Origin of the sequence: Fannyhessea vaginae DSM 15829, from assembly GCF_000159235.2 — a bacterium.
GTDB lineage: Bacteria > Actinomycetota > Coriobacteriia > Coriobacteriales > Atopobiaceae > Fannyhessea > Fannyhessea vaginae.
This window is the reverse complement of sequence record NZ_ACGK02000001.1, coordinates 149,656-167,511: the sequence shown is the minus strand read 5'-3', so window position 1 is coordinate 167,511 and position 17,856 is coordinate 149,656. Positions and strand designations below refer to the sequence as shown.

General features: G+C 41.5%; 17 protein-coding genes and 4 tRNA genes. 16 read left to right on the top strand and 5 right to left on the bottom strand.

Annotated elements, in window-relative coordinates; genetic code table 11:
* Nucleotides 1-26: 26 nt before the first annotated feature.
* On the bottom strand, nt 27-803 hold the full coding sequence (locus HMPREF0091_RS00700) for a trimeric intracellular cation channel family protein (RefSeq protein WP_010241719.1): 777 nt from the start codon (nt 801-803) through the stop codon (nt 27-29).
* 263 nt (nt 804-1,066) lie between these two features.
* On the opposite strand from HMPREF0091_RS00700, the gene HMPREF0091_RS00695 reads away from it, so the two are divergent.
* The 12 genes from HMPREF0091_RS00695 (at nt 1,067) to HMPREF0091_RS00635 (ending at nt 10,982) form a co-directional block, all read left to right on the top strand.
* Nucleotides 1,067-1,157: transfer RNA gene (locus HMPREF0091_RS00695), tRNA-Ser, on the top strand.
* A gap of 155 nt (nt 1,158-1,312) precedes the next feature.
* Nucleotides 1,313-1,404: transfer RNA gene (locus HMPREF0091_RS00690), tRNA-Ser, on the top strand.
* Between the two features lie 307 nt (nt 1,405-1,711).
* Nucleotides 1,712-2,542 (top strand): DUF4013 domain-containing protein, encoded by an 831-nt coding sequence (locus HMPREF0091_RS00680; protein ID WP_006302244.1) that lies wholly within the window; start codon nt 1,712-1,714, stop codon nt 2,540-2,542.
* 313 nt (nt 2,543-2,855) lie between these two features.
* The gene (gene rpsF, locus HMPREF0091_RS00675) at nt 2,856-3,149 is read left to right on the top strand and encodes a 30S ribosomal protein S6 (protein WP_010241717.1); all 294 of its coding nucleotides are present in this window, start codon (nt 2,856-2,858) and stop codon (nt 3,147-3,149) included.
* A 44-nt stretch (nt 3,150-3,193) separates the two neighbouring features.
* A complete protein-coding gene (locus HMPREF0091_RS00670) occupies nt 3,194-3,721 on the top strand; it encodes a single-stranded DNA-binding protein (RefSeq protein ID WP_006302242.1) in 528 nt (175 codons plus the stop codon).
* A gap of 63 nt (nt 3,722-3,784) precedes the next feature.
* Nucleotides 3,785-4,057 (top strand): 30S ribosomal protein S18, encoded by a 273-nt coding sequence (gene rpsR, locus HMPREF0091_RS00665; RefSeq protein WP_006302241.1) that lies wholly within the window; start codon nt 3,785-3,787, stop codon nt 4,055-4,057.
* Nucleotides 4,058-4,113: 56 nt separating this feature from the next.
* Complete coding sequence (gene rplI / locus HMPREF0091_RS00660) at nt 4,114-4,662, top strand: 50S ribosomal protein L9 (protein WP_006302240.1); 549 nt, start codon at nt 4,114-4,116, stop codon at nt 4,660-4,662.
* Nucleotides 4,663-5,205: 543 nt separating this feature from the next.
* Complete coding sequence (dnaB, locus tag HMPREF0091_RS00655; protein ID WP_006302239.1) at nt 5,206-6,621, top strand: replicative DNA helicase; 1,416 nt, start codon at nt 5,206-5,208, stop codon at nt 6,619-6,621.
* A 140-nt stretch (nt 6,622-6,761) separates the two neighbouring features.
* On the top strand, nt 6,762-8,042 hold the full coding sequence (locus tag HMPREF0091_RS00650; RefSeq protein WP_006302238.1) for an adenylosuccinate synthase: 1,281 nt from the start codon (nt 6,762-6,764) through the stop codon (nt 8,040-8,042).
* A gap of 80 nt (nt 8,043-8,122) precedes the next feature.
* On the top strand, nt 8,123-9,058 hold the full coding sequence (locus HMPREF0091_RS00645; protein WP_006302237.1) for a DegV family protein: 936 nt from the start codon (nt 8,123-8,125) through the stop codon (nt 9,056-9,058).
* Nucleotides 9,059-9,245: 187 nt separating this feature from the next.
* Nucleotides 9,246-9,896 carry an NUDIX domain-containing protein gene (locus HMPREF0091_RS00640; protein WP_006302236.1) on the top strand — a complete coding sequence of 217 codons (651 nt, stop codon included), beginning with the start codon at nt 9,246-9,248 and terminating at the stop codon, nt 9,894-9,896.
* A gap of 33 nt (nt 9,897-9,929) precedes the next feature.
* Nucleotides 9,930-10,982 carry a hypothetical protein gene (locus HMPREF0091_RS00635; RefSeq protein WP_006302235.1) on the top strand — a complete coding sequence of 351 codons (1,053 nt, stop codon included), beginning with the start codon at nt 9,930-9,932 and terminating at the stop codon, nt 10,980-10,982.
* Between the two features lie 190 nt (nt 10,983-11,172).
* On the opposite strand, the gene HMPREF0091_RS00630 is transcribed toward HMPREF0091_RS00635, so the two are convergent.
* Nucleotides 11,173-12,093, bottom strand: coding sequence for a pyridoxamine kinase (locus HMPREF0091_RS00630; RefSeq protein WP_006302234.1), 921 nt, complete (start codon nt 12,091-12,093; stop codon nt 11,173-11,175).
* 225 nt (nt 12,094-12,318) lie between these two features.
* Here HMPREF0091_RS00630 and HMPREF0091_RS00625 point away from each other — a divergent pair, with 225 nt between their 5' ends.
* On the top strand, nt 12,319-13,218 hold the full coding sequence (locus HMPREF0091_RS00625) for a class B sortase (RefSeq protein WP_006302233.1): 900 nt from the start codon (nt 12,319-12,321) through the stop codon (nt 13,216-13,218).
* A 94-nt stretch (nt 13,219-13,312) separates the two neighbouring features.
* On the opposite strand, the gene HMPREF0091_RS00620 is transcribed toward HMPREF0091_RS00625, so the two are convergent.
* Nucleotides 13,313-14,356: a D-alanyl-D-alanine carboxypeptidase family protein gene (locus tag HMPREF0091_RS00620; protein ID WP_006302232.1), complete on the bottom strand. Its 1,044-nt coding sequence runs from the start codon at nt 14,354-14,356 to the stop codon at nt 13,313-13,315.
* A gap of 200 nt (nt 14,357-14,556) precedes the next feature.
* On the opposite strand from HMPREF0091_RS00620, the gene HMPREF0091_RS00615 reads away from it, so the two are divergent.
* Nucleotides 14,557-15,930, top strand: coding sequence for a dipeptidase (locus tag HMPREF0091_RS00615; RefSeq protein WP_006302231.1), 1,374 nt, complete (start codon nt 14,557-14,559; stop codon nt 15,928-15,930).
* Nucleotides 15,931-15,998: 68 nt separating this feature from the next.
* Here the strand turns inward: HMPREF0091_RS00615 and HMPREF0091_RS00610 are convergent, their stop codons facing one another.
* Both HMPREF0091_RS00610 and HMPREF0091_RS00605 read right to left on the bottom strand, forming a co-directional pair.
* Nucleotides 15,999-16,451 carry a hypothetical protein gene (locus tag HMPREF0091_RS00610; protein WP_006302230.1) on the bottom strand — a complete coding sequence of 151 codons (453 nt, stop codon included), beginning with the start codon at nt 16,449-16,451 and terminating at the stop codon, nt 15,999-16,001.
* 252 nt (nt 16,452-16,703) lie between these two features.
* Nucleotides 16,704-16,780: transfer RNA gene (locus tag HMPREF0091_RS00605), tRNA-Arg, on the bottom strand.
* A 220-nt stretch (nt 16,781-17,000) separates the two neighbouring features.
* Here HMPREF0091_RS00605 and HMPREF0091_RS00600 point away from each other — a divergent pair.
* Nucleotides 17,001-17,092, top strand: a tRNA-Ser gene (locus HMPREF0091_RS00600).
* Nucleotides 17,093-17,203: 111 nt separating this feature from the next.
* On the top strand, nt 17,204-17,848 hold the full coding sequence (locus HMPREF0091_RS00595) for a hypothetical protein (protein WP_006302229.1): 645 nt from the start codon (nt 17,204-17,206) through the stop codon (nt 17,846-17,848).
* The last annotated feature ends 8 nt before the right edge of the window (nt 17,849-17,856 follow it).

The following is a 17,856-nucleotide window of genomic DNA, read 5'->3' as shown; positions in this document are numbered from 1 at the left end:
TAGCGAGATGGTTTTTAGCTGTCTCGCTATTTTTTATGCATGCGCCTCCAACGTTGATAACGCGTACGAGGATGAATAACCGCTTTGATGGTGGTGTTATGGGAAAACACCTGTTTCGCTCGCTCTGCTTGTTTTTCAATTTGCGGCGTAAGATCTACATCGGCAGGGGATAAGAGATTATATGTAAGAGATATTCTTCTTAATGCAACGGTTGCAAGTACACAGAGTGCAGCCGCGATTGGACGATGCATGTATAGGCCAAATACCGCTGTATAGCTTACCAACGACCCTGCGATCGCACAAATTGCGTAATAATTGCTTCTCTGGAAAATGCGCGGTGTATTACCGATAAAAATGTCGCGCGCCATACCGCCGCCTACCCCTGTAAGCGTTCCCATAAGCACGCACGCCCAAGGGCTTAAGTAAAACGCCATAGCTTTGTCGGTTCCTGCCGCAGCAAAAAGACCTACTGACAAAATATCGATCCACTCAAGTGATTTTGGATGCTTGGTTAAAAAACTGGGGAATAAAAACCCTACACATGCAACAATTACCACCGAGGGTATGGCAAATTGCGAATCAAGCGCATAAATTCCACCGCGTTGCATGATCATATCGCGAATGAGTCCGCCGCCCAATCCTCCTAAAACCGATAGCGCCATAAAGCCTATTAAATCAAGCTTTCTTTCTTGGGCAACAAGCACGCCTGATAGTGCTCCAACCATAACCGATGCTAGGTCAAGCCACAAAGGAATTGAAAGTGTAGAAGCGTCTGGACCGTATGCGAAGAAAAAGTCGTTCATAAATAGTGTCACCTTTATATCTGTTATTTGCTTCATATAGTATTTTGTTTGTGTAATATAGTACCCTATACATACGTTTATAAGCACTTTTATAAGTACACCATGTATATTCTATATGAGTAGAGCATGTAAATATTGTGCAAACCGCATATAAACTCGCGTATATACAAACGCTATGGACGTACATACTAAAATACGTTATACTTTCTTACGCACTCTTAAATGGACGCTGTACAAAAGCGTCTGATTTAGAAGCTTTTATTGGAGAGTTGTCCGAGTGGCTGAAGGAGCACGATTGGAAATCGTGTATACGCCGAAAGCGTATCCCGGGTTCAAATCCCGGACTCTCCGCCAGTAAGTAACCTTGGCGTTGCACATTGTGTGGCGCCAAGTTTTATAGATGGAGCACGAGGGATATGTGCATCTAACCTATAGTTGCTTACACGCGTGCTTGTTGCCTTGAAATTTGTTTGTGCTGTTTGATACACAAATTTTTAGGCGTTCACCCTGGAGGGGTGGCAGAGTGGTCGAATGCGGCGGTCTCGAAAACCGTTTACCCTTGTATAAGGGTACGAGGGTTCGAATCCCTCCTCCTCCGCCATATTTTTTCTTCCTTTTTACCCTATTCTACCAGCGAAAACGCGAACATTATAATACGTGCAAAATGGTACACTTCACCTGTTCGGAAAAACCAAACAACTGAAGACGGTATAAGAGCATGAAAACATAAAAGCGTAAATTACCGTGTTTAACTGGTGCAATACTTTGCAATAATTTACCAAAAAACTCATGCGACAATTTTGCTATAACCATCAGCACCAAAAACAACTTATATATCATTGAAATAAGCTCATTGTGGTATCATTGGAATCTATGGTCTATTCAAAAGTATTGACGAAGGGAAAACCATGGACTCTCGTTTTTCTTCTAATCAAAGTTTGTTTTCTGCAGCAAAATCTGCCTTAACCTGTGAGGGCGGATGGTTCAAACGCGTGCTATTGCTTTGTCTTATAGGCTTTATCCCAATTTACGGTTTAATATTTGTAACTGGATATATTTACGAATGGGCTGCAGGCATTATAAACCATACTGAACTGCCATTTGTAAGAAAAATTAACTGGAAGCGTACATTTCTAGCAGGCTTAGCTCCCTTTATTGTGGGAATTATTATTTATGGTGTCTTTACCGAGATATCATTATCTACTAAAGATGTAGGCATACCATTTTTTGGGTTTATCCTTACGTTTTTGCAGGTCGCGATAACCGTTATTTTTACAGGATTGTGCTTACGCCAAACGGTATACCGTCGTTTTTCGGAACTTTGGTCCGTTTCTTCTATACTGAGCGTGTGTCTAGAAGACATGGGTGGTTTCTTGAGCTGCATTGTCCTTAGTTTTATTATTTCTTTTCTTACATCCATAGTGATGGTTATTTTGTTTTTGGTAATTCTTATCTTTGGATTTGCCTCGGTTGCAGACCCTCAAATTATACTTAATGTTCTTAAAGGTGATTTATCTCATCTTTTATCCATTGTTGTTACACTTATGATCATGGGCCTTATTACTGCGGTGATCGTTTCTCCTGTGCTTGTAATAACAAACGCTTTAATAGTGGCTCTTGTTGCAGTTTGGATTGCTCGTAGCGACATTTCTGCCGATCGTAAGTTTTACGCTCCGGCTATTACCGATGGAAATGCTCATTCTTGCACAACAGATACGTATGAGGTTGATAATGGGTAATGGCGTGTAGAGGCGTTTACCTTTGTGTGGTACTAGTAGTAATACATGAATGAAGAACACAAATTTATATTGTTTCCCTTTTCAAAATCACCTGCGTATGTTACGTGGGTGATTTTGCAAGTTTACACCAAGTTTTGTGCAAGTTGAACTTGATAGGATATGTCTAACGAGTATGAAATACCTATAAGGGTGTGGCAAGATTGTGTGTGTATGAAAATATCGTTAGCACTGTGGTAGTATAGAAAATTGACTTTTCCTGCTTTGAGTGCAACCTTCACAACTCAAAGCCGTTAGCCCAGAGGAGGTGACCATATTGAAGGCATACGAATTATTGTATTTTGTAAGTCCATCTTCTACCGAAGAAGCTCGCGATGCTGTAGCAAAGCGTATTGACACTACTGTTAAAGAAAACGGCGGTGTTATTGATAATGTAGAGGATTGGGGTAAGCATAAACTCGCTTACGAGATTGATAAGCTTACCGAAGGTGATTACACCCTTATTGATTTTCATGCAGATCCAACGCAAATCGCAGAACTTAATCGTGTTTTACGTATTAACGACACGGTAGTTCGTCACATGATTGTGCGTCGTCCTGACAAAGATTAGTACAAATAACATCACATGACCTTGATGTGAGAGGTGGATAAATCATGAGTATTAATAGAGTTTCATTGTCCGGTAATCTTACACGTGACCCCGAATTACGTAGTACAACCTCGGGTTCGCAAGTGCTTTCTTTTGGAATAGCTGTAAATGATCGCCGCAGAAATGCACAAGGCGAGTGGGAAGATGTTCCTAATTACGTTGACTGTGTTGTATTTGGTGCTCGTGCAGAATCTTTAAGCCGTTTTCTTGCTAAAGGTCAAAAAATTGTATTGGAAGGAAAACTTCGTTGGAGCCAATGGGAGCGCGACGGTCAGAAGCGTTCTAAGCTTGAGGTTATCGTAGATAATCTTGATTTCTTCTCTCAACGTCGTCAAAGTGGCGCAGAAGGTTCTGGTTATCAACAACCTTATGGCACACAGATGCCCATGCAACAAAGTGTACCTGTTGCCGCACCAACTCCATATACACAAGCTCCAGCAACTGGTGGTTATCAAGATCCTCAACAGCCGGCGCAAGCTTCGGTTCCAGAGCCTCCAGCAGCAGATGTGTATGACGAAGAAATTCCATTTTAAATTTTGTGATGTGATATGAAAATCAAACGAGATGGATTTTCCATCATAGAAAGGCTTTAAGACATGGCTAGACAAAAGCAAGTTGAGCAACCTCAGCCGCGTCGTAAATTCAGTCAACTTGATAAAGCTGAACTCGATTTTGTGGATTACAAAGACACACAGCTTTTGCGCAAGTTTATGACCGATCGTGGGAAAATTAAACCCCGTCGTGTGACCGGTATTTGCACGCAGCATCAACACAATGTTGCAATGGCTATTAAGCGCGCTCGTGAGATGGCGTTACTTCCTTATACAGTAACTGTTGTTTCGAGTCGTGGTGGCCGCAACCGTGGCTAATTAGCTCATTATACGTATTGAGAGTTGGTTAAAACCAACATATTAAAGGAGTTCCTATGAAAGTCATCCTCTTGGGTGAGCTGAGGGGCAAAGGCGGAGAAGGCGATGTTGTAGACGTTGCTCAAGGATATGCAGAAAACTGCCTATTCCCAAGCAAAATTGCCGTACCTGCTACCCCAGGTAACATTAAACAACTCGAGGAGCGCCGTCATAACATCGAAAAGCGTGAAGAGAAGCGCTTGGCTGATGCACATGCGACTAAAGAGTTGCTTAATGGTAAACAAGTTCTCATCGAAGCAAAAGTGGGAGAAAACAACCAACTGTTTGGTTCAATTACAACTGCTCAAATTGTTGCAGCTGTTAAAGAACAATTGAACGTGGAGATTGACCGCAAGCGTATTGCGCGTGGTGCAACAATCAAGGTTGCTGGTTCTCACAAGGTTGAAATCAATCTTTACCGTGATATTAACGCAGAGATTTTTGTTGTTGTTGGAGCAAATGTTAAAGAGATTGAAAAATCGCTTTCTGACGACAAGGAAGACTCTGAAACCGTTGAAGCAGACGCGCAAGCAGATGTTGCAACCGAAGAGAATGCGGCTGAGTAGTATTTAGCTCACTATGCATTCACTCAACCTTAAACTGAAACAGGTGAACAAGCGGTTCGCCTGTTTTTTTATTTAGTTACAAGAGTGACTTATTAACAATAAATTATAAAAAACGGTACTCACACACGTTCTTATACTGCAAAAATCAACAGGAGTATTCATTAGATTAAGAATTTAACTGGTTAAGCTTTCAGCTGTATTCAAAAACACGGATTAACAACAATTCTACCTGCGCAAATAAAAAACAGAATGAATAATCGCACCTATTTCATCCTCACCGAAATTTATAAGCTGTAAGCATCATAAATTCTTCATACTTTAAACAGTTTTTCAGCTTTGTTGTCTAAAATGTTGAAAATGTTGAAAACTTATAAAACACATTGAAATCGCTTGAGTATTGTAAACATTGGAAGATGAAAGTTGATAATACCGACAAAGTTTAAAAGTAAAGACTTGATTTCAAATTTCTTCATTCTTTTTTGTTGTAGACTAAATAACGCTCTTACAAACCATTCCATGTAATGACAACAAAAAGGAAATTTTGTGTCTGCAACAACTACATTTCAAAATTACGCGCAAAACGAGCAACAATCTCAAAATTTAGGTGCTCTTGATCCTACGCAGGTCCGCATGCCACAGGATAGCGATGCAGAAAAATCAATTCTTTCTGCAATGCTGTTATCTGATGACGTTCTGCAAGAATGCTTGATGCGTTTGCGCGTGGATGATTTTTATCTGCAGTCCCACAAAATGATCTTTAATGCAATTTGCGCACTTGCAGAACAAGGACATCAGGCAGATCCGATCTCGGTTGCGGATTACCTTAAAACCCAAAATCAACTTGATAAAATAGGTGGATCTTCAACACTTCTTGAACTTAACGAGAATACGTTTTCGTTAACGTCTTGGGAACATCATATTGAAATCCTGCGCAAAAACGCTACGTTGCGTGCCATTATTCATGCATCAGCCAATATACAAAAGCTGGCGTTTAGCGCGCCTGAAGACACCAAAGAAGTGGTTGACTCAGCAGAAAATATGTTGCTTGATGTAACCAATAAAGAAGTTACCAGTAACTTTTCGCAATTATCAGATCTTATGGCAGACCTGTACAACGACTTAAGCGACATGCAGGAAAAAGGTAAGCCACAAGGAGTGTACACCGATTACCCCACGGTTGATCGCTGGTTGCAAGGATTACGTCCAGGTCAAATGATAGTCGTGGGCGCTCGTCCTGGTGTTGGTAAAACATCGTTTGCGCTCAATTTGGCAGTTAATATGGCTAATTCAGGAGCGTCTGTTGCTTTCTTTTCTCTTGAGATGAGTAAAATTGAAATCGCACAGCGTCTTTTGTCCGCTCAGGCAAAAATTGACCTGTCGGTTATTAGAGGCGGAAATATTCAGGCTAATCAATGGGCTCCTATTATGGCAGCAACTGCAGATCTTTCTAAGCTTGATATTATGGTTGACGATACACCAGGAACTACTGTTACTGAAATTCGTGCTAAAGCACGTCGTATGCTTAACAATAAGGAAAACAGCGTGGTTATTATAGACTATCTACAGCTGCTTTCCCCACCATCTGGGCGCTATCGTGCAGACTCACGCGCTACTGAAGTTTCGGAGATGTCGCGTGGTATCAAAATTATGGCAAAGAATCTTAACGTGCCTGTAGTTGCGCTGTCTCAGCTCAATCGTCAGGTTACGGGCCGTCGAGATCAAAAACCTCAGCTGTCTGACTTGCGCGAATCGGGTTCAATTGAGCAAGATGCCGACATTGTTATTCTTCTTGACCGTTCTATGACAGATGAAGAGGCGGAGCGTCAAGACAGGCCGGATAGGGGAGAAACGAGTCTCATCATTGCTAAGAACAGGTCTGGTCCTGTAGGCGTTGTTTCATTAAGATTCTTGCCGGGAACAACCAAGTTTTTGGAAATTGATAAATCGCATGAGGAGTAAGCGCTATGTACAATCTGTCACGTGTTTTGACGGGTGTATGATATATACAAGTTGTACGTAGACTTTGTTTTATCGCTTGTTTCCTGTGTGCAAATAATGCAATACTAAAGAAGTTATATAAATCTAAGAAGGGGGATTTTATGCCTGCTTCAGTTCTTGTTGGTGCTCAATGGGGCGATGAAGGAAAAGGTAAAGTTACCGATCTTATTGCAGGTGGTTTTGATGTTGTATGCCGGTATTCCGGTGGTGCAAACGCGGGACATACTGTTGTGGTGGGTTCTAAAAAGTTGGCACTTCATCAGATCCCATCGGGAATCATGTACAAAGACGCAATCTCTGTCATCGGCAACGGTTGCATTGTTGATCCTGAAGTTGTGATTCAAGAGATTAATACGCTTGAATCAGAAGGTGTTTCATGCGAAAACCTTCGTATTTCTGGCAACGCGCACCTTGTTATGCCGTATCACAAAGACTTAGACGGCGCACATGAGCAAAAACTTGGTAAGAATCTTATAGGAACTACTAAGCGTGGCGTTGGTCCAACCTATATGGATAAAATGAATCGTATTGGTTTGCGCGTACAGGATTTGCTTGATGACAACACGTTCAATCAAAAGCTTGAGGCCGCGCTTGCCTACATTAACCCAATTTTAACTGACGTGTACGGCTTAAAACCCTATGATCAAAAAACCTTAAGCGTACAGTATCTTAACTATGCCCAAACGCTTAAACCATATATCATTGAGAGTTCTTTATACCTCAATCGGGTGCTTGATGACGGTAAAAGTATTTTGTTTGAAGGTGCTCAAGCCACCATGCTTGATATAGACCATGGCACCTATCCCTTTGTTACATCTTCCAACTGTACTGCAGGCGGTGCGGTAACTGGCTCTGGAGTTGGTCCTACTAAGATCAACCGTATTATTGGTGTGGCAAAAGCTTATCTAACACGTGTTGGATCGGGTCCTTTCCCAACAGAGTTAACCGATGAGATGGGCGAAAAGCTTCGTCAACAAGGTGCAGAATTTGGTGTAACAACTGGACGTGCACGTAGATGTGGATGGTATGATGCACCCATTGTTAAACACTCGGTTCGCGTAAATGGTTTGACTGATTTAGCTATAACCAAGCTGGACGTGCTAAGTTGCATGGATGAAATTAAGGTATGTGTTGCTTATAACTGTGATGGAGAACGCTACGATAGTGTTCCCGAGTTCCAGAGTCGTTTTCTGCACGCAAAGCCTATCTATGAAACGCTTCCTGGTTGGAACTGTGACATTACTGGAATTCGCCGCTTTGAAGATTTGCCTAAACAAGCTCAAGCTTACATTGACTTTTTGGAAAAGCTTGCAGGTGTTCGTATTTCAATTATTACGGTTGGGCCAGAGCGTGAACAAACCATTAATCGTTATTGGAATTAAACAATAATTGAATGCAATTTATTACACTGAAATAAATAGGACAAATACGCTTGCACTGTAATAGGGAGAGGGGTGTTAACATGGCGGATACACAACAAAAAAAGTTTGCAATTGTATGTGACAGTGCATGTGATATTCCACTACATGCGCTTAATTCTGCCCAAGTTCACCTCGTTCCCTATTATGTATGTTCAAAAGGGCACAACTATCGTGAGTGTATAGACCTTGATCCCTTGGATTTCTATGTGCATCTTTCTTCTACGAAGGGTCGCTTTGTTATTAAAACCCCTGCAATAAAAGATTATGTTCGTACTTTTGAAGAGTGCAGGGATTTGGGTTATAAGGACATTGTAACGCTTCATGCGTCAACAAAGCTTTTTGATTCTTATTCTGCCTGCGTTGCTGCAGCTAAGTCTGTTTCTGGTGTATGCGTGCATGCCATTGATACAAAATGCATATCTGCCCAACTAGCGTTAGTTTTAGCTGCTTTAGTGCGTGATCGTGATAATGGTTTAGAAGTGGATCAAGCATGCAAACAAGCAGTAACCCTCGCAAACACTACTAAAATAGCGATGATTCTTCCTCCTCAAGCCGCCGACTTAACAAAAGTGTCTTCCAAACCATATGGAAGCATTATTCTTGGCGCGCAAGCACTTAAAGCACGTGCATTTGGCGTGCGTCGTATGTTTACCTTGAGTGACGAAGGTTTACCAAATGAGCTTTGTAGTGCATCTCAACTGCATATATTAGCAGGTAGATTGGTGCGCAAGATGAGTTTGTATAGTCATCAGGTTGGTCCTTTAACTTATGTTGAAATCAGCTCTGGTGCGCCGAGACTCTTGAGCACATTAGAAAAGCCACTTGATACCAATGAATTTGAATCTCACGGAGCAGGTATTGTTAATACCAATCCTTCTACAACCAAGTTATTTGGCGTAGGTACTGTGGGCGTAAGTTATACACCGGCTGCATATATTACTGCACAGCAATTTTCATCTTTTCTCGCGGGGGAATAGCTATTTATAAATCTACGCCTCATTGTGTGGTCACCGCATAATATGCTAACCACTAAAACCGCTTATGTCATGTGGTTTCGTTATGATAAATCAATCGTATAAGCTAATTTTCGCTATTATAAAACCGTATGCATTACAAAAGCATATTTTAGGGTGAGAGGCGCTTATAAAGAAGAGGGGTAGTATTATGCCAAAACGTACACAAAAAAGCGATTCTACCGCTGATAAATGTAAAAAAACAAGCATTACACGCGCCTCAAAACAAGCTCTTGGTGATACAGACTTACTTGAATATCCCCTTGAAGAGTCAACGCTTTTTAATGGACTTATTTTTAACGTATCAAGAATGCAAGTTAAACTCCCCAATGGAAGTATTGGCGAACGTGATATTGTTAGGCATCCTGGTGCTGTAGCTGTTGTTGCGCTTACCAATAGTGGGTCTATTTGTTTGGTAAGACAATACCGACCTTCACTTGACAGAATTACCCTGGAAATACCCGCTGGTAAACTGGAACTTGGCGAGGATCCTCTTGAAGCAGCACAAAGGGAATTACTTGAAGAAACAGGTATGGTTGCACAAAATATGGCACTCCTTACCACAATAGCTTCTGCTGTTGGTTTTTCCGATGAATTAGTACGTATCTATATGGCAACTGGTCTTACACAAGAAACGCCTCATCCTGATCAGGATGAGTTTGTTCGCACGGAACTTGTGCCTTTACACGAATTTATCAATACTGTATTAGATGGTAGGATTGAGGACGCAAAAACAGTGGTGGGAGCTCTTATCTGTGATGCTGTTTCCCATCGTTTAACCTCGCAAAATTCTGTTGAATAGTAGGTATTGTCGGTTTTAGTACGGAGATTTTTCATGAGAAAAAAAAGAGAAATCGCACGCGTTCAATGTCATGCTTTGGATGCAAAGAACGCTGAAATACTATTTGCCACGGTAGATGAAACAGGTCATACCAACGCTGAAACGGCAAAAAAGCAACGTGCTCGGCGTCGTCGGTTTGGAAATGCTGTTGCAGTTGACCCTTTATCGACAGATGACCCATCAGGCTCTAATATCGAACGCGTTATTGCAATAACCGCTGTTTCATTTGTAGCTATTTTCTTTGTTTTAGTTATTGCTTCACAGGTTGCAATAGGTGTTATTAGACGCAATAGCACGGCAAATCTTGCAACTGAGGTGTCGGTTAAAGCGGTTGGTTCTGCTATGAGCGGAGGCGTTGAATGGGGTAACGGATTTACTCAATTCCCCGAGCGTTTTTCTGTTGAAGAAGCCGACGAAAACACACATCGTATAGAGGTTACAGTTACCGACACAACCTCTAAAGATTTGCTTGAAGTCTTTGCTGGTTCTCAAATTCAAGCAGCTGCCCTCTCTATTAATTCGTTGCTCAATCCTAATATAAATACCGTAATTTACCATGTTCAGGTGTACTTTAACGAAGATAATAAACTGCAACACTCTAACCTGTTTGGTATACTCCCTCCCCAAGGGGCACCTCGAACGCTTATGACGTTTATTTGGACAAAAACAACAACTGATAATGGAGTTCGTTTCCATTGCACCATTAAAGGCGTCGACAAAGAAATTGCCGATAAATTACGAACCAATATCACGTCCTCATTTACCCCAAGTACTATCATTGGTCAGGTTTTTGGAACGGTAGATCAAGACATCACTGATACTACCAAGGACAAGTCTTCTCAAAATGGGATTTCGGGTAAATTAGCTGAAGATCACACGGGTGCACCTCAATCTTCTACAGGTGATACGAAAAACAAAAAAGATACGTCCGCTACAACAAAAGACTCAAGTAATTCTGCTTCCAGTTCCCAAGAATCAGATAAAGATGCATCTGAAGGATCTAGTGTTGCAGTTGATAACTCAAACAGTGTAGCATCCGCTCGTTAAAACCGCGGAACGCGCACTACATAGCACGTATTGTTTGTATATATAAATCCGCTGTTCTTAAGCATGTACACGCTTAAGAACAGCGGCTGAATTGGTAAAGCGATAACTTTTAGGTAAGCATATGCATGCGGAATCCGCAATTAAATATGCATGACATTAAACTATCATGCACGCTCGTTATGTTGTTACTCTATAACACCAGTTGTGTTACATCGCCAAGCAAAGACTCAAAACTTACTCCGCGCATTTGCCAGTCGGGCTGTTTTTGAGTGATGGCAATAGCTTTACATACGAAATTGCCTGCAAATTCGGTGGCTCTGATGATACCTTTTCCGTTCATACAACAAGCTAAAATACAGCTTGCAAATAAATCTCCCGTTCCATGTAGGCTTACGTTGAGTTTTTCTTGAGAGACTTTAACAATGCGAGCGTCCTTATTAGCTACAAAGTTAATAATCTTTCCATCAGCCGTTTCGATACCCTTTAAGACCGTGTATTTCGCGTGATATAATCCAAGAGCTTCAAGCATGTGTTTTACATATTCAGGAGATGGGCTTTGTCCTTCATACTCTGTGTCTGTTAAGATGGCGGCTTCAGTAAGATTAGGTGTTAGAATATCGGCATCACGCGCAAGTTCTTTCATGGCACAACAGAGGTCTTTGGTGTATGTTGGGTAGCTTTTACCGCCGTCGCCCATTACGGGATCCACAATGCGTAGCGCGTGAGGAAACATAGTGTAGAGCCTTTGTATAGTCCTCACCTGTTCAGCGTCGCCTAAAAATCCAGAATATATTGCATCTACCTCAACCTTTTCTTTTTCCCATGCATTTAGATAAGACTCAAGCATCGACGTTGTGTCGTGCATATAAAAATGTTCATACTTAGTATGAGCTGAAAACAGCGATGTAGGAACAGGGCACACATCGCATCCAGCTGCCGACAACAAAGGAATTGCAACACCTAATGAGCATTTTCCATAGCCACATAAATCGTGTACCGCTGCTACACGGGGAATATATCCAGACTTTTGAGAGAAAATAGCTGTAAAGTCGTTGTTGTCTATTTTGGTGGTACATACATCGTAATCTGATTCTAGATATTGCATTTTCATACTAAGCACTCCTTAAATGAGTTGTATAACGTGTTAAAAAATGATGACAAGAATGTCAACTATTGTTTCTGTATATCAGTATAAGCTAAAACGTGTGTTTGCGTGCGTGTGTGAAGTATGAACGCATATACTCTTGGGGTATAATGTCAAAAGCCGCATCGCGCACAAAGTCATTATCCAACGCTTGTTATAACAAGCAAAAGCGCTTTATAGATAGAGGTCAACATGGGTAAACATAGCCCTCAAGCACAAATGAAATCAAATAATTTACCTCAAAAACCACTGCCGTATCGGCCAGAACAAAATACGTACAGCTCACTTGTTTCCAAGCATAAAACCAAGAAGAAAAACTTCAAAGATTACTTGTCAACCATTTTGATTGTTGTTGGCTTTTTGCTTATGCTTGCAGGTGGCGCTTACTATGGTTATACACAATGGTGTTATTATGACCAAAGTCAAACTAACAGCAAGTTGGCGCAATACGCAACTATTCCTGACGCTCAAACCGACAACAATGGAGATGAAACTAATGGTGCTCCCGAAGTTGATTGGGCTGGTCTTAAGGCTATTAACTCAGAAGTTGTTGGATGGCTGCAAATGCCAGGAACTCCTGTTAATTACCCCGTGTACCATACAACTGATAATGAGCGGTATTTAAGGCATAACGCCGAAGGTAAATGGACCATTGGTGGACAGGTATTCATGGACTGTGATAACAAAGAACCTGGGCTTGTGGATTATCAAACAGTTTTATACGGCCACCACTTAAAAGACGGCACCATGTTCTATCACTTCTTTTTGCTCAATGATCAGGATAAATTTAACAAAACAAAAACTATTTGGTATGTAACTGAAAAAAAGGCGTATGAGCTTGAACCGCTATTTGTGTATTACACACAACCCGAAGATCTTGATGTTCGTAAGCTTTCGTTCGCTAATGATCAAGAATTTCATGATTATCTACAACAACGCTTACAAAAAGCTGTTACGCGTCGTGCTGATGCAGACCAGATCATTCCTCGGTTAAAGCATGTTATGACGATGTCCACCTGTAATTATTACGAAGGTTATGGACGTTCAGAAACAGTGTGCGCGCTTAAAAGTGAGGTAAATTTATCTGACTAGTTGCTCATTTGGCTAAGGACTCACTTTTGTTTTACTTGGCAACTAACCTAACGACAGTGCGCGGAGTGAGCACTCATTGGTGATGTTTGTCTGCTTACGGCAGCTCATTGATGAGCTGGATTGTGTCATCTTTTTGTCCGTGGCCAGGGTCATTGATGTCTTGAAACGCAACGCCCATAACGCAGACAATGTAATCAACATTATTTTTGGTTACAAGTGTTACCCAGCATAAACCTGCGTTATCAGTGGTTCCAGATTTACCACCAAGTATCTTAAAACCATTTTGTTCCTCAGGTGTTATATGAGAAAGAATGTTGTTTTTCATGGTGATGCCTTTAGGGTGTTGGTTTGTTTTTGAAGACGTGTATTCTTGAGCGGTTAAGATCTCTTTGAACCTTTTGTCTTGCAAACATGCGTTGAACACTTTTACAACATCTGCTGCGCAACTTATTTGATTTGGATCATCCAGACCTGTTGGATTGGTGTAATGAGTTGCACTTAATCCAAGTTTATGCGCGTTATCATTCATCTTTTTTACAAAGGCGTCTACAGAGCCAGCTGTATGTATTGCTAAGTTGGTAGCACATTCGCCTCCCGACCTTAATAGCGTTCCATAGAGAAGGTCTTTATATGTTGTTTGTTCATCGGCTACAAACCCTGCCATAGATGCGTTTTCGTCGAGCAAGTGCTGAAATGTTTCTTTGTCTATGGGAGCTACTTGGTCTAAGGACTGTATGTGCTGTAGTGCGGTATAAATAGTCATCAGCTTTACCAGTGACGCAGGTGCACATGCCACGTCTGCGTCGTCGTTAATAACTTCTTTACGGTGCGTTATATCGTAGACATATCTATATTTTGAGCGATATGTACCACTTGCGTGATGTGCGGTGGCTAAAGGATCAATTATGTAGCCGTTAGATGTACCAGGAGGTGTAAGAATGGGCTCAATTTGAATGGTTTTTGTTGTGTTGAGCGTGTATAACACAGCTCCTACAAACGCTACAGCCGCAAATATGACAAAAATCCGAAATACCTTGCTTATTTTGGACAACGCTCTCTTGCGTTTTCTGTATTCCATACGCCCTTCAAAATCTAAATTTTGGTAGGTAAAACTTGATATGTGTTTGTGTTTAGTCATCTATAAACCAACTGTCTCACAAGAGCTAACCGTGGGTGTCTTGTGTTTATTGTACCTATATATAAGTGGTTATGCGCAAAGCGACGATATCTATAAATTATTAACATGTAACATTCTTTAGTTTTTGAGGTCTTTTACAAAGATATCAGCTACACTGATAAATAGTATGGTACGTAACGATTTTTGTGCAAGGAGGAAGTATGTCACTTTCCAATCAGGAAATATCACAACAGGCGGGTGAATATTTGGATACCGCGCTTGATTTTCTTATGAGGAAAATCGAAAAAAAAGCAGTTTCCGCTGAAGGTATTACCGCACCTCACATGAAGGAAGACGCTGAATTTGTGGCGCACGAGCTTACGCGTGTGGGTGTGGATGCTCAAGTGATTCAATCGCGCAATGCTGACGGTACTCCCGGTGCGTGGGAAGTTGTGGGTTCTAAAATTGTTGATCCATCTGCAAAAACTGTACTTCTATACGCACATCACGACGTTCAACCTGCTCCTAATGAAGATGGTGTTTGGCAAACCGATCCTTTTAAGGGGACCATTAAAGGAGATCGTTTGTATGGTCGTGGCGCTTCTGACGACGGCTCGGGCATTGCAATTCATTTAGGCGCATTGAGTATTTTGGGTGAAAAACTTGGTGTAAATATCCGTTTCTTCATCGAGGGTGAAGAAGAGATGGGGTCCGATAGTTTTATCCCCTTTGTAAAAGATCATCCAGAATTTTTTGATGCGGATATTATGATTGTTGCTGACTCGGGTAATTGGTCAGCAGAAATCCCCAGTCTTACAACTTCTTTGCGTGGGAACACCAATATTGATGTTGAACTGCGTGTTATGGACAGCCCGCGTCATTCAGGTGCATTTGGAGGTCCAATTCTTGACTCTCATACACTTGCTGCCATGCTTATTGCACGCATGTATGATGACCAGGGCAATCTAGTGGTTCCTGGTGTGGAGTCTCAAGAAGTGGTAGGCGGCTTGCAACAAGATATTGACGAGGCACAATTTAGAGTCGACGGTGGTGTGTTGTCTGGTGTCAAGCTGGCTGGCTCTGACTCTCTCGCTTCTCGTTTGTGGGTAAAGCCTGCTGTTACGGTTATTGGTTTTGATGCACATCCTGTAGAAGGGTCGTTTAATGTAATTTCTCCTTCTACCAAATTTAGACTATCGCTGCGCACAGCACCATCGCAAGACCCCGAACAAGCACAAAAAGCACTCGGAGAGTTCATGGTGCAAAATGCTCCATTTGGCAGCCATGTATCATGGACACCTGTGGATAAGGGTCGTGGTTGGGCAATGGACGCGCACAGTGAAGTGAGCAGAATAGCAGAACAGGCATTGGAAGACGCATTTGAAACACAGCCTATCAATCAAGGTCAGGGCGGATCAATTCCTTTTATTCCTGATTTATGTGAAATGTTCCCCAAGTATCAAGTTTTGGTAACAGGTCCTGAAGACCCTCAGGCAAATGCGCATTCCCCCAATGAATCTCAGTCGATTTCTTCGCTGAAAAAACTCATAGCAGCAGAAGCTATGATGTTGCGTGATTTTGCCGAGCTTGCATAAGCTTTTGTGTATTAATAGTATTTTTGTACCCTCGTGTAGTTTTAGATTGTGCACGCCAACAGCGCATTCTAAGCATGCGAGGGTATATATGTGATAATGTTTGAGTCTATTTCTGCATACGAACAAACAACATTTATATTATTGAGAAATGCACCAAACGACTTTATAGTAAGCACTTTGAAAGCAAATATTGTTTCTAAAAGCATGGATAAATCTGAATGCGCGTTATACGATGATAAAAGCTCAAGGGTAAAAAAGTTACTGTGTTGTGGTTGCTCCTTTAAATGTTGCGCCCATATTTTTTGTAAGGCCAGATAAATGCGAGACTGCGCACTTTGAGGAAATTTGAGCACCTTGGTGAGCTTTTGTTTGACCGCGGGAGTGCTTTTCTTGTGCTGGTTGAGTGTGTCGTATTCGTCTATATATTCAACAATTTCATATACATCTGACTGTTTTTGCAGATATGCGCGCACGTTGCGGCCGTTTTGGCAATTTTTATAAAGAATACCTCGGGTTATCATAACAGCCTCTTTTGTTGTGGTTTTGTATTATTGTACGACAGATTCTCAAAAAAGCAAACAAGTGTTCTATATAATTTTTGTGATGAGGGTGTCTTGTGTACATAAGCCATGGTATTGAAGAAGCAAATTTATATATAAACTCATAAAACACATGTGTAACAGACGTGCGTGCAACAAGCCCGTAAGTTATAACATACTCCGAAGTTTTTCTACAAAAAAAAGAGCCGCTAAACGACTCTGTGAAAAATCAAATGGTGCGGCGTATAGGATTCGAACCTATGACGTTCTGATTCGTAGTCAGACCCTCTATCCAGCTGAGGTAACGCCGCGTTGTGTACTCTTAGTATAATGCTCTTATCGCCCGCTCTTGTCAAGCGTGAATTGCCAACAAAATTTAAAATTTTTATTTTTTTCTAAAATACACATGTATATGCATAAGTTAGTAAGTATTTGCACGGACAAAACCATGATTTTTATTTGGTGATTCATTATTCTTATAAGTATTGATGACATATTGGTTATTATGTGATAATATTTTCCATTGCAAACGGAGAGCTGACCGAGTGGCCGAAGGTGCTCGCCTGCTAAGCGAGTATAGGGTGCAAACTCTATCTGGGGTTCGAATCCCCAGCTCTCCGCCAGTTTATTTTTGTCTTTCCTTTATGCATATTTGTAAGACTTTGTACCTATAACGCATTTACATATATAACAGAGTTAGAATAAGGCGTTATTGGTGTTGTTTCGAGGCAATCATGACTCAATTTAGCTTAGAAAAACCCTCATGCATTTGTCGCTGGAGGATTTACAATCAGCAGCTTCCCTTAGAAAACAGACTATTACGCGCTTTATCGCGCCGTGTGGTTAATGGAAAGCAGGTTGATAAGCGCCTTGTTGCATGGGCAAAACAGCATATAGAGTGGACTCTTGCCTCGGGATCGCAGCACTACCCCAATGGTGTTCTTATGCTTGTTATAGACGAAAAGGGTCAAGCAGCTATGAGTGTGGGACCCTATACAAATCTTGCACATCCTCATGTATCCACCTTTTGTGCTCGTGCCCAAAGCGCGCAAGATGAGGCTAACATTACGCATGTTGCACCCGAGAGCTTGTGGGCTTTGCGTGCAGACACCCTTTTATGGTGTGCACAAGATATTGAGCAACCTAACGGCGTTACCGCATTGGTGATCGATCTTGCTAAAACCCTTGGCATACGCGTTATTAAGGATAAAAACTTGCTTAATGAGGTTCAGAGTAAGCAAGCAGAAGTATCTGAAGTGTTTTTAGTTTCTGATGAGCATGGCGTTGTAGTAGACAAAGACCACTCTTCAAGCTTGACTAAACAGCTTGCACAAAGCTATCTTAAGCTTCTACAGAGCACTTCAAAAAACGCTCAATAACTTGCTTG

Excerpts from the sequence above, each read along its gene's own strand:
- HMPREF0091_RS00700 (WP_010241719.1), bottom strand. The coding sequence starts at position 803 with ATGAACGACTTTTTCTTCGCATACGGTCCAGACGCTTCTACACTTTCA.
- HMPREF0091_RS00680 (WP_006302244.1), top strand. The coding sequence starts at position 1,712 with ATGGACTCTCGTTTTTCTTCTAATCAAAGTTTGTTTTCTGCAGCAAAA.
- HMPREF0091_RS00670 (WP_006302242.1), top strand. The coding sequence starts at position 3,194 with ATGAGTATTAATAGAGTTTCATTGTCCGGTAATCTTACACGTGACCCC.
- rpsR (WP_006302241.1), top strand. The coding sequence starts at position 3,785 with ATGGCTAGACAAAAGCAAGTTGAGCAACCTCAGCCGCGTCGTAAATTC.
- rplI (WP_006302240.1), top strand. The coding sequence starts at position 4,114 with ATGAAAGTCATCCTCTTGGGTGAGCTGAGGGGCAAAGGCGGAGAAGGC.
- HMPREF0091_RS00650 (WP_006302238.1), top strand. The coding sequence starts at position 6,762 with ATGCCTGCTTCAGTTCTTGTTGGTGCTCAATGGGGCGATGAAGGAAAA.
- HMPREF0091_RS00645 (WP_006302237.1), top strand. The coding sequence starts at position 8,123 with ATGGCGGATACACAACAAAAAAAGTTTGCAATTGTATGTGACAGTGCA.
- HMPREF0091_RS00640 (WP_006302236.1), top strand. The coding sequence starts at position 9,246 with ATGCCAAAACGTACACAAAAAAGCGATTCTACCGCTGATAAATGTAAA.
- HMPREF0091_RS00635 (WP_006302235.1), top strand. The coding sequence starts at position 9,930 with ATGAGAAAAAAAAGAGAAATCGCACGCGTTCAATGTCATGCTTTGGAT.
- HMPREF0091_RS00630 (WP_006302234.1), bottom strand. The coding sequence starts at position 12,093 with ATGAAAATGCAATATCTAGAATCAGATTACGATGTATGTACCACCAAA.
- HMPREF0091_RS00625 (WP_006302233.1), top strand. The coding sequence starts at position 12,319 with ATGGGTAAACATAGCCCTCAAGCACAAATGAAATCAAATAATTTACCT.
- HMPREF0091_RS00620 (WP_006302232.1), bottom strand. The coding sequence starts at position 14,356 with ATGACTAAACACAAACACATATCAAGTTTTACCTACCAAAATTTAGAT.
- HMPREF0091_RS00615 (WP_006302231.1), top strand. The coding sequence starts at position 14,557 with ATGTCACTTTCCAATCAGGAAATATCACAACAGGCGGGTGAATATTTG.
- HMPREF0091_RS00610 (WP_006302230.1), bottom strand. The coding sequence starts at position 16,451 with ATGATAACCCGAGGTATTCTTTATAAAAATTGCCAAAACGGCCGCAAC.
- HMPREF0091_RS00595 (WP_006302229.1), top strand. The coding sequence starts at position 17,204 with ATGACTCAATTTAGCTTAGAAAAACCCTCATGCATTTGTCGCTGGAGG.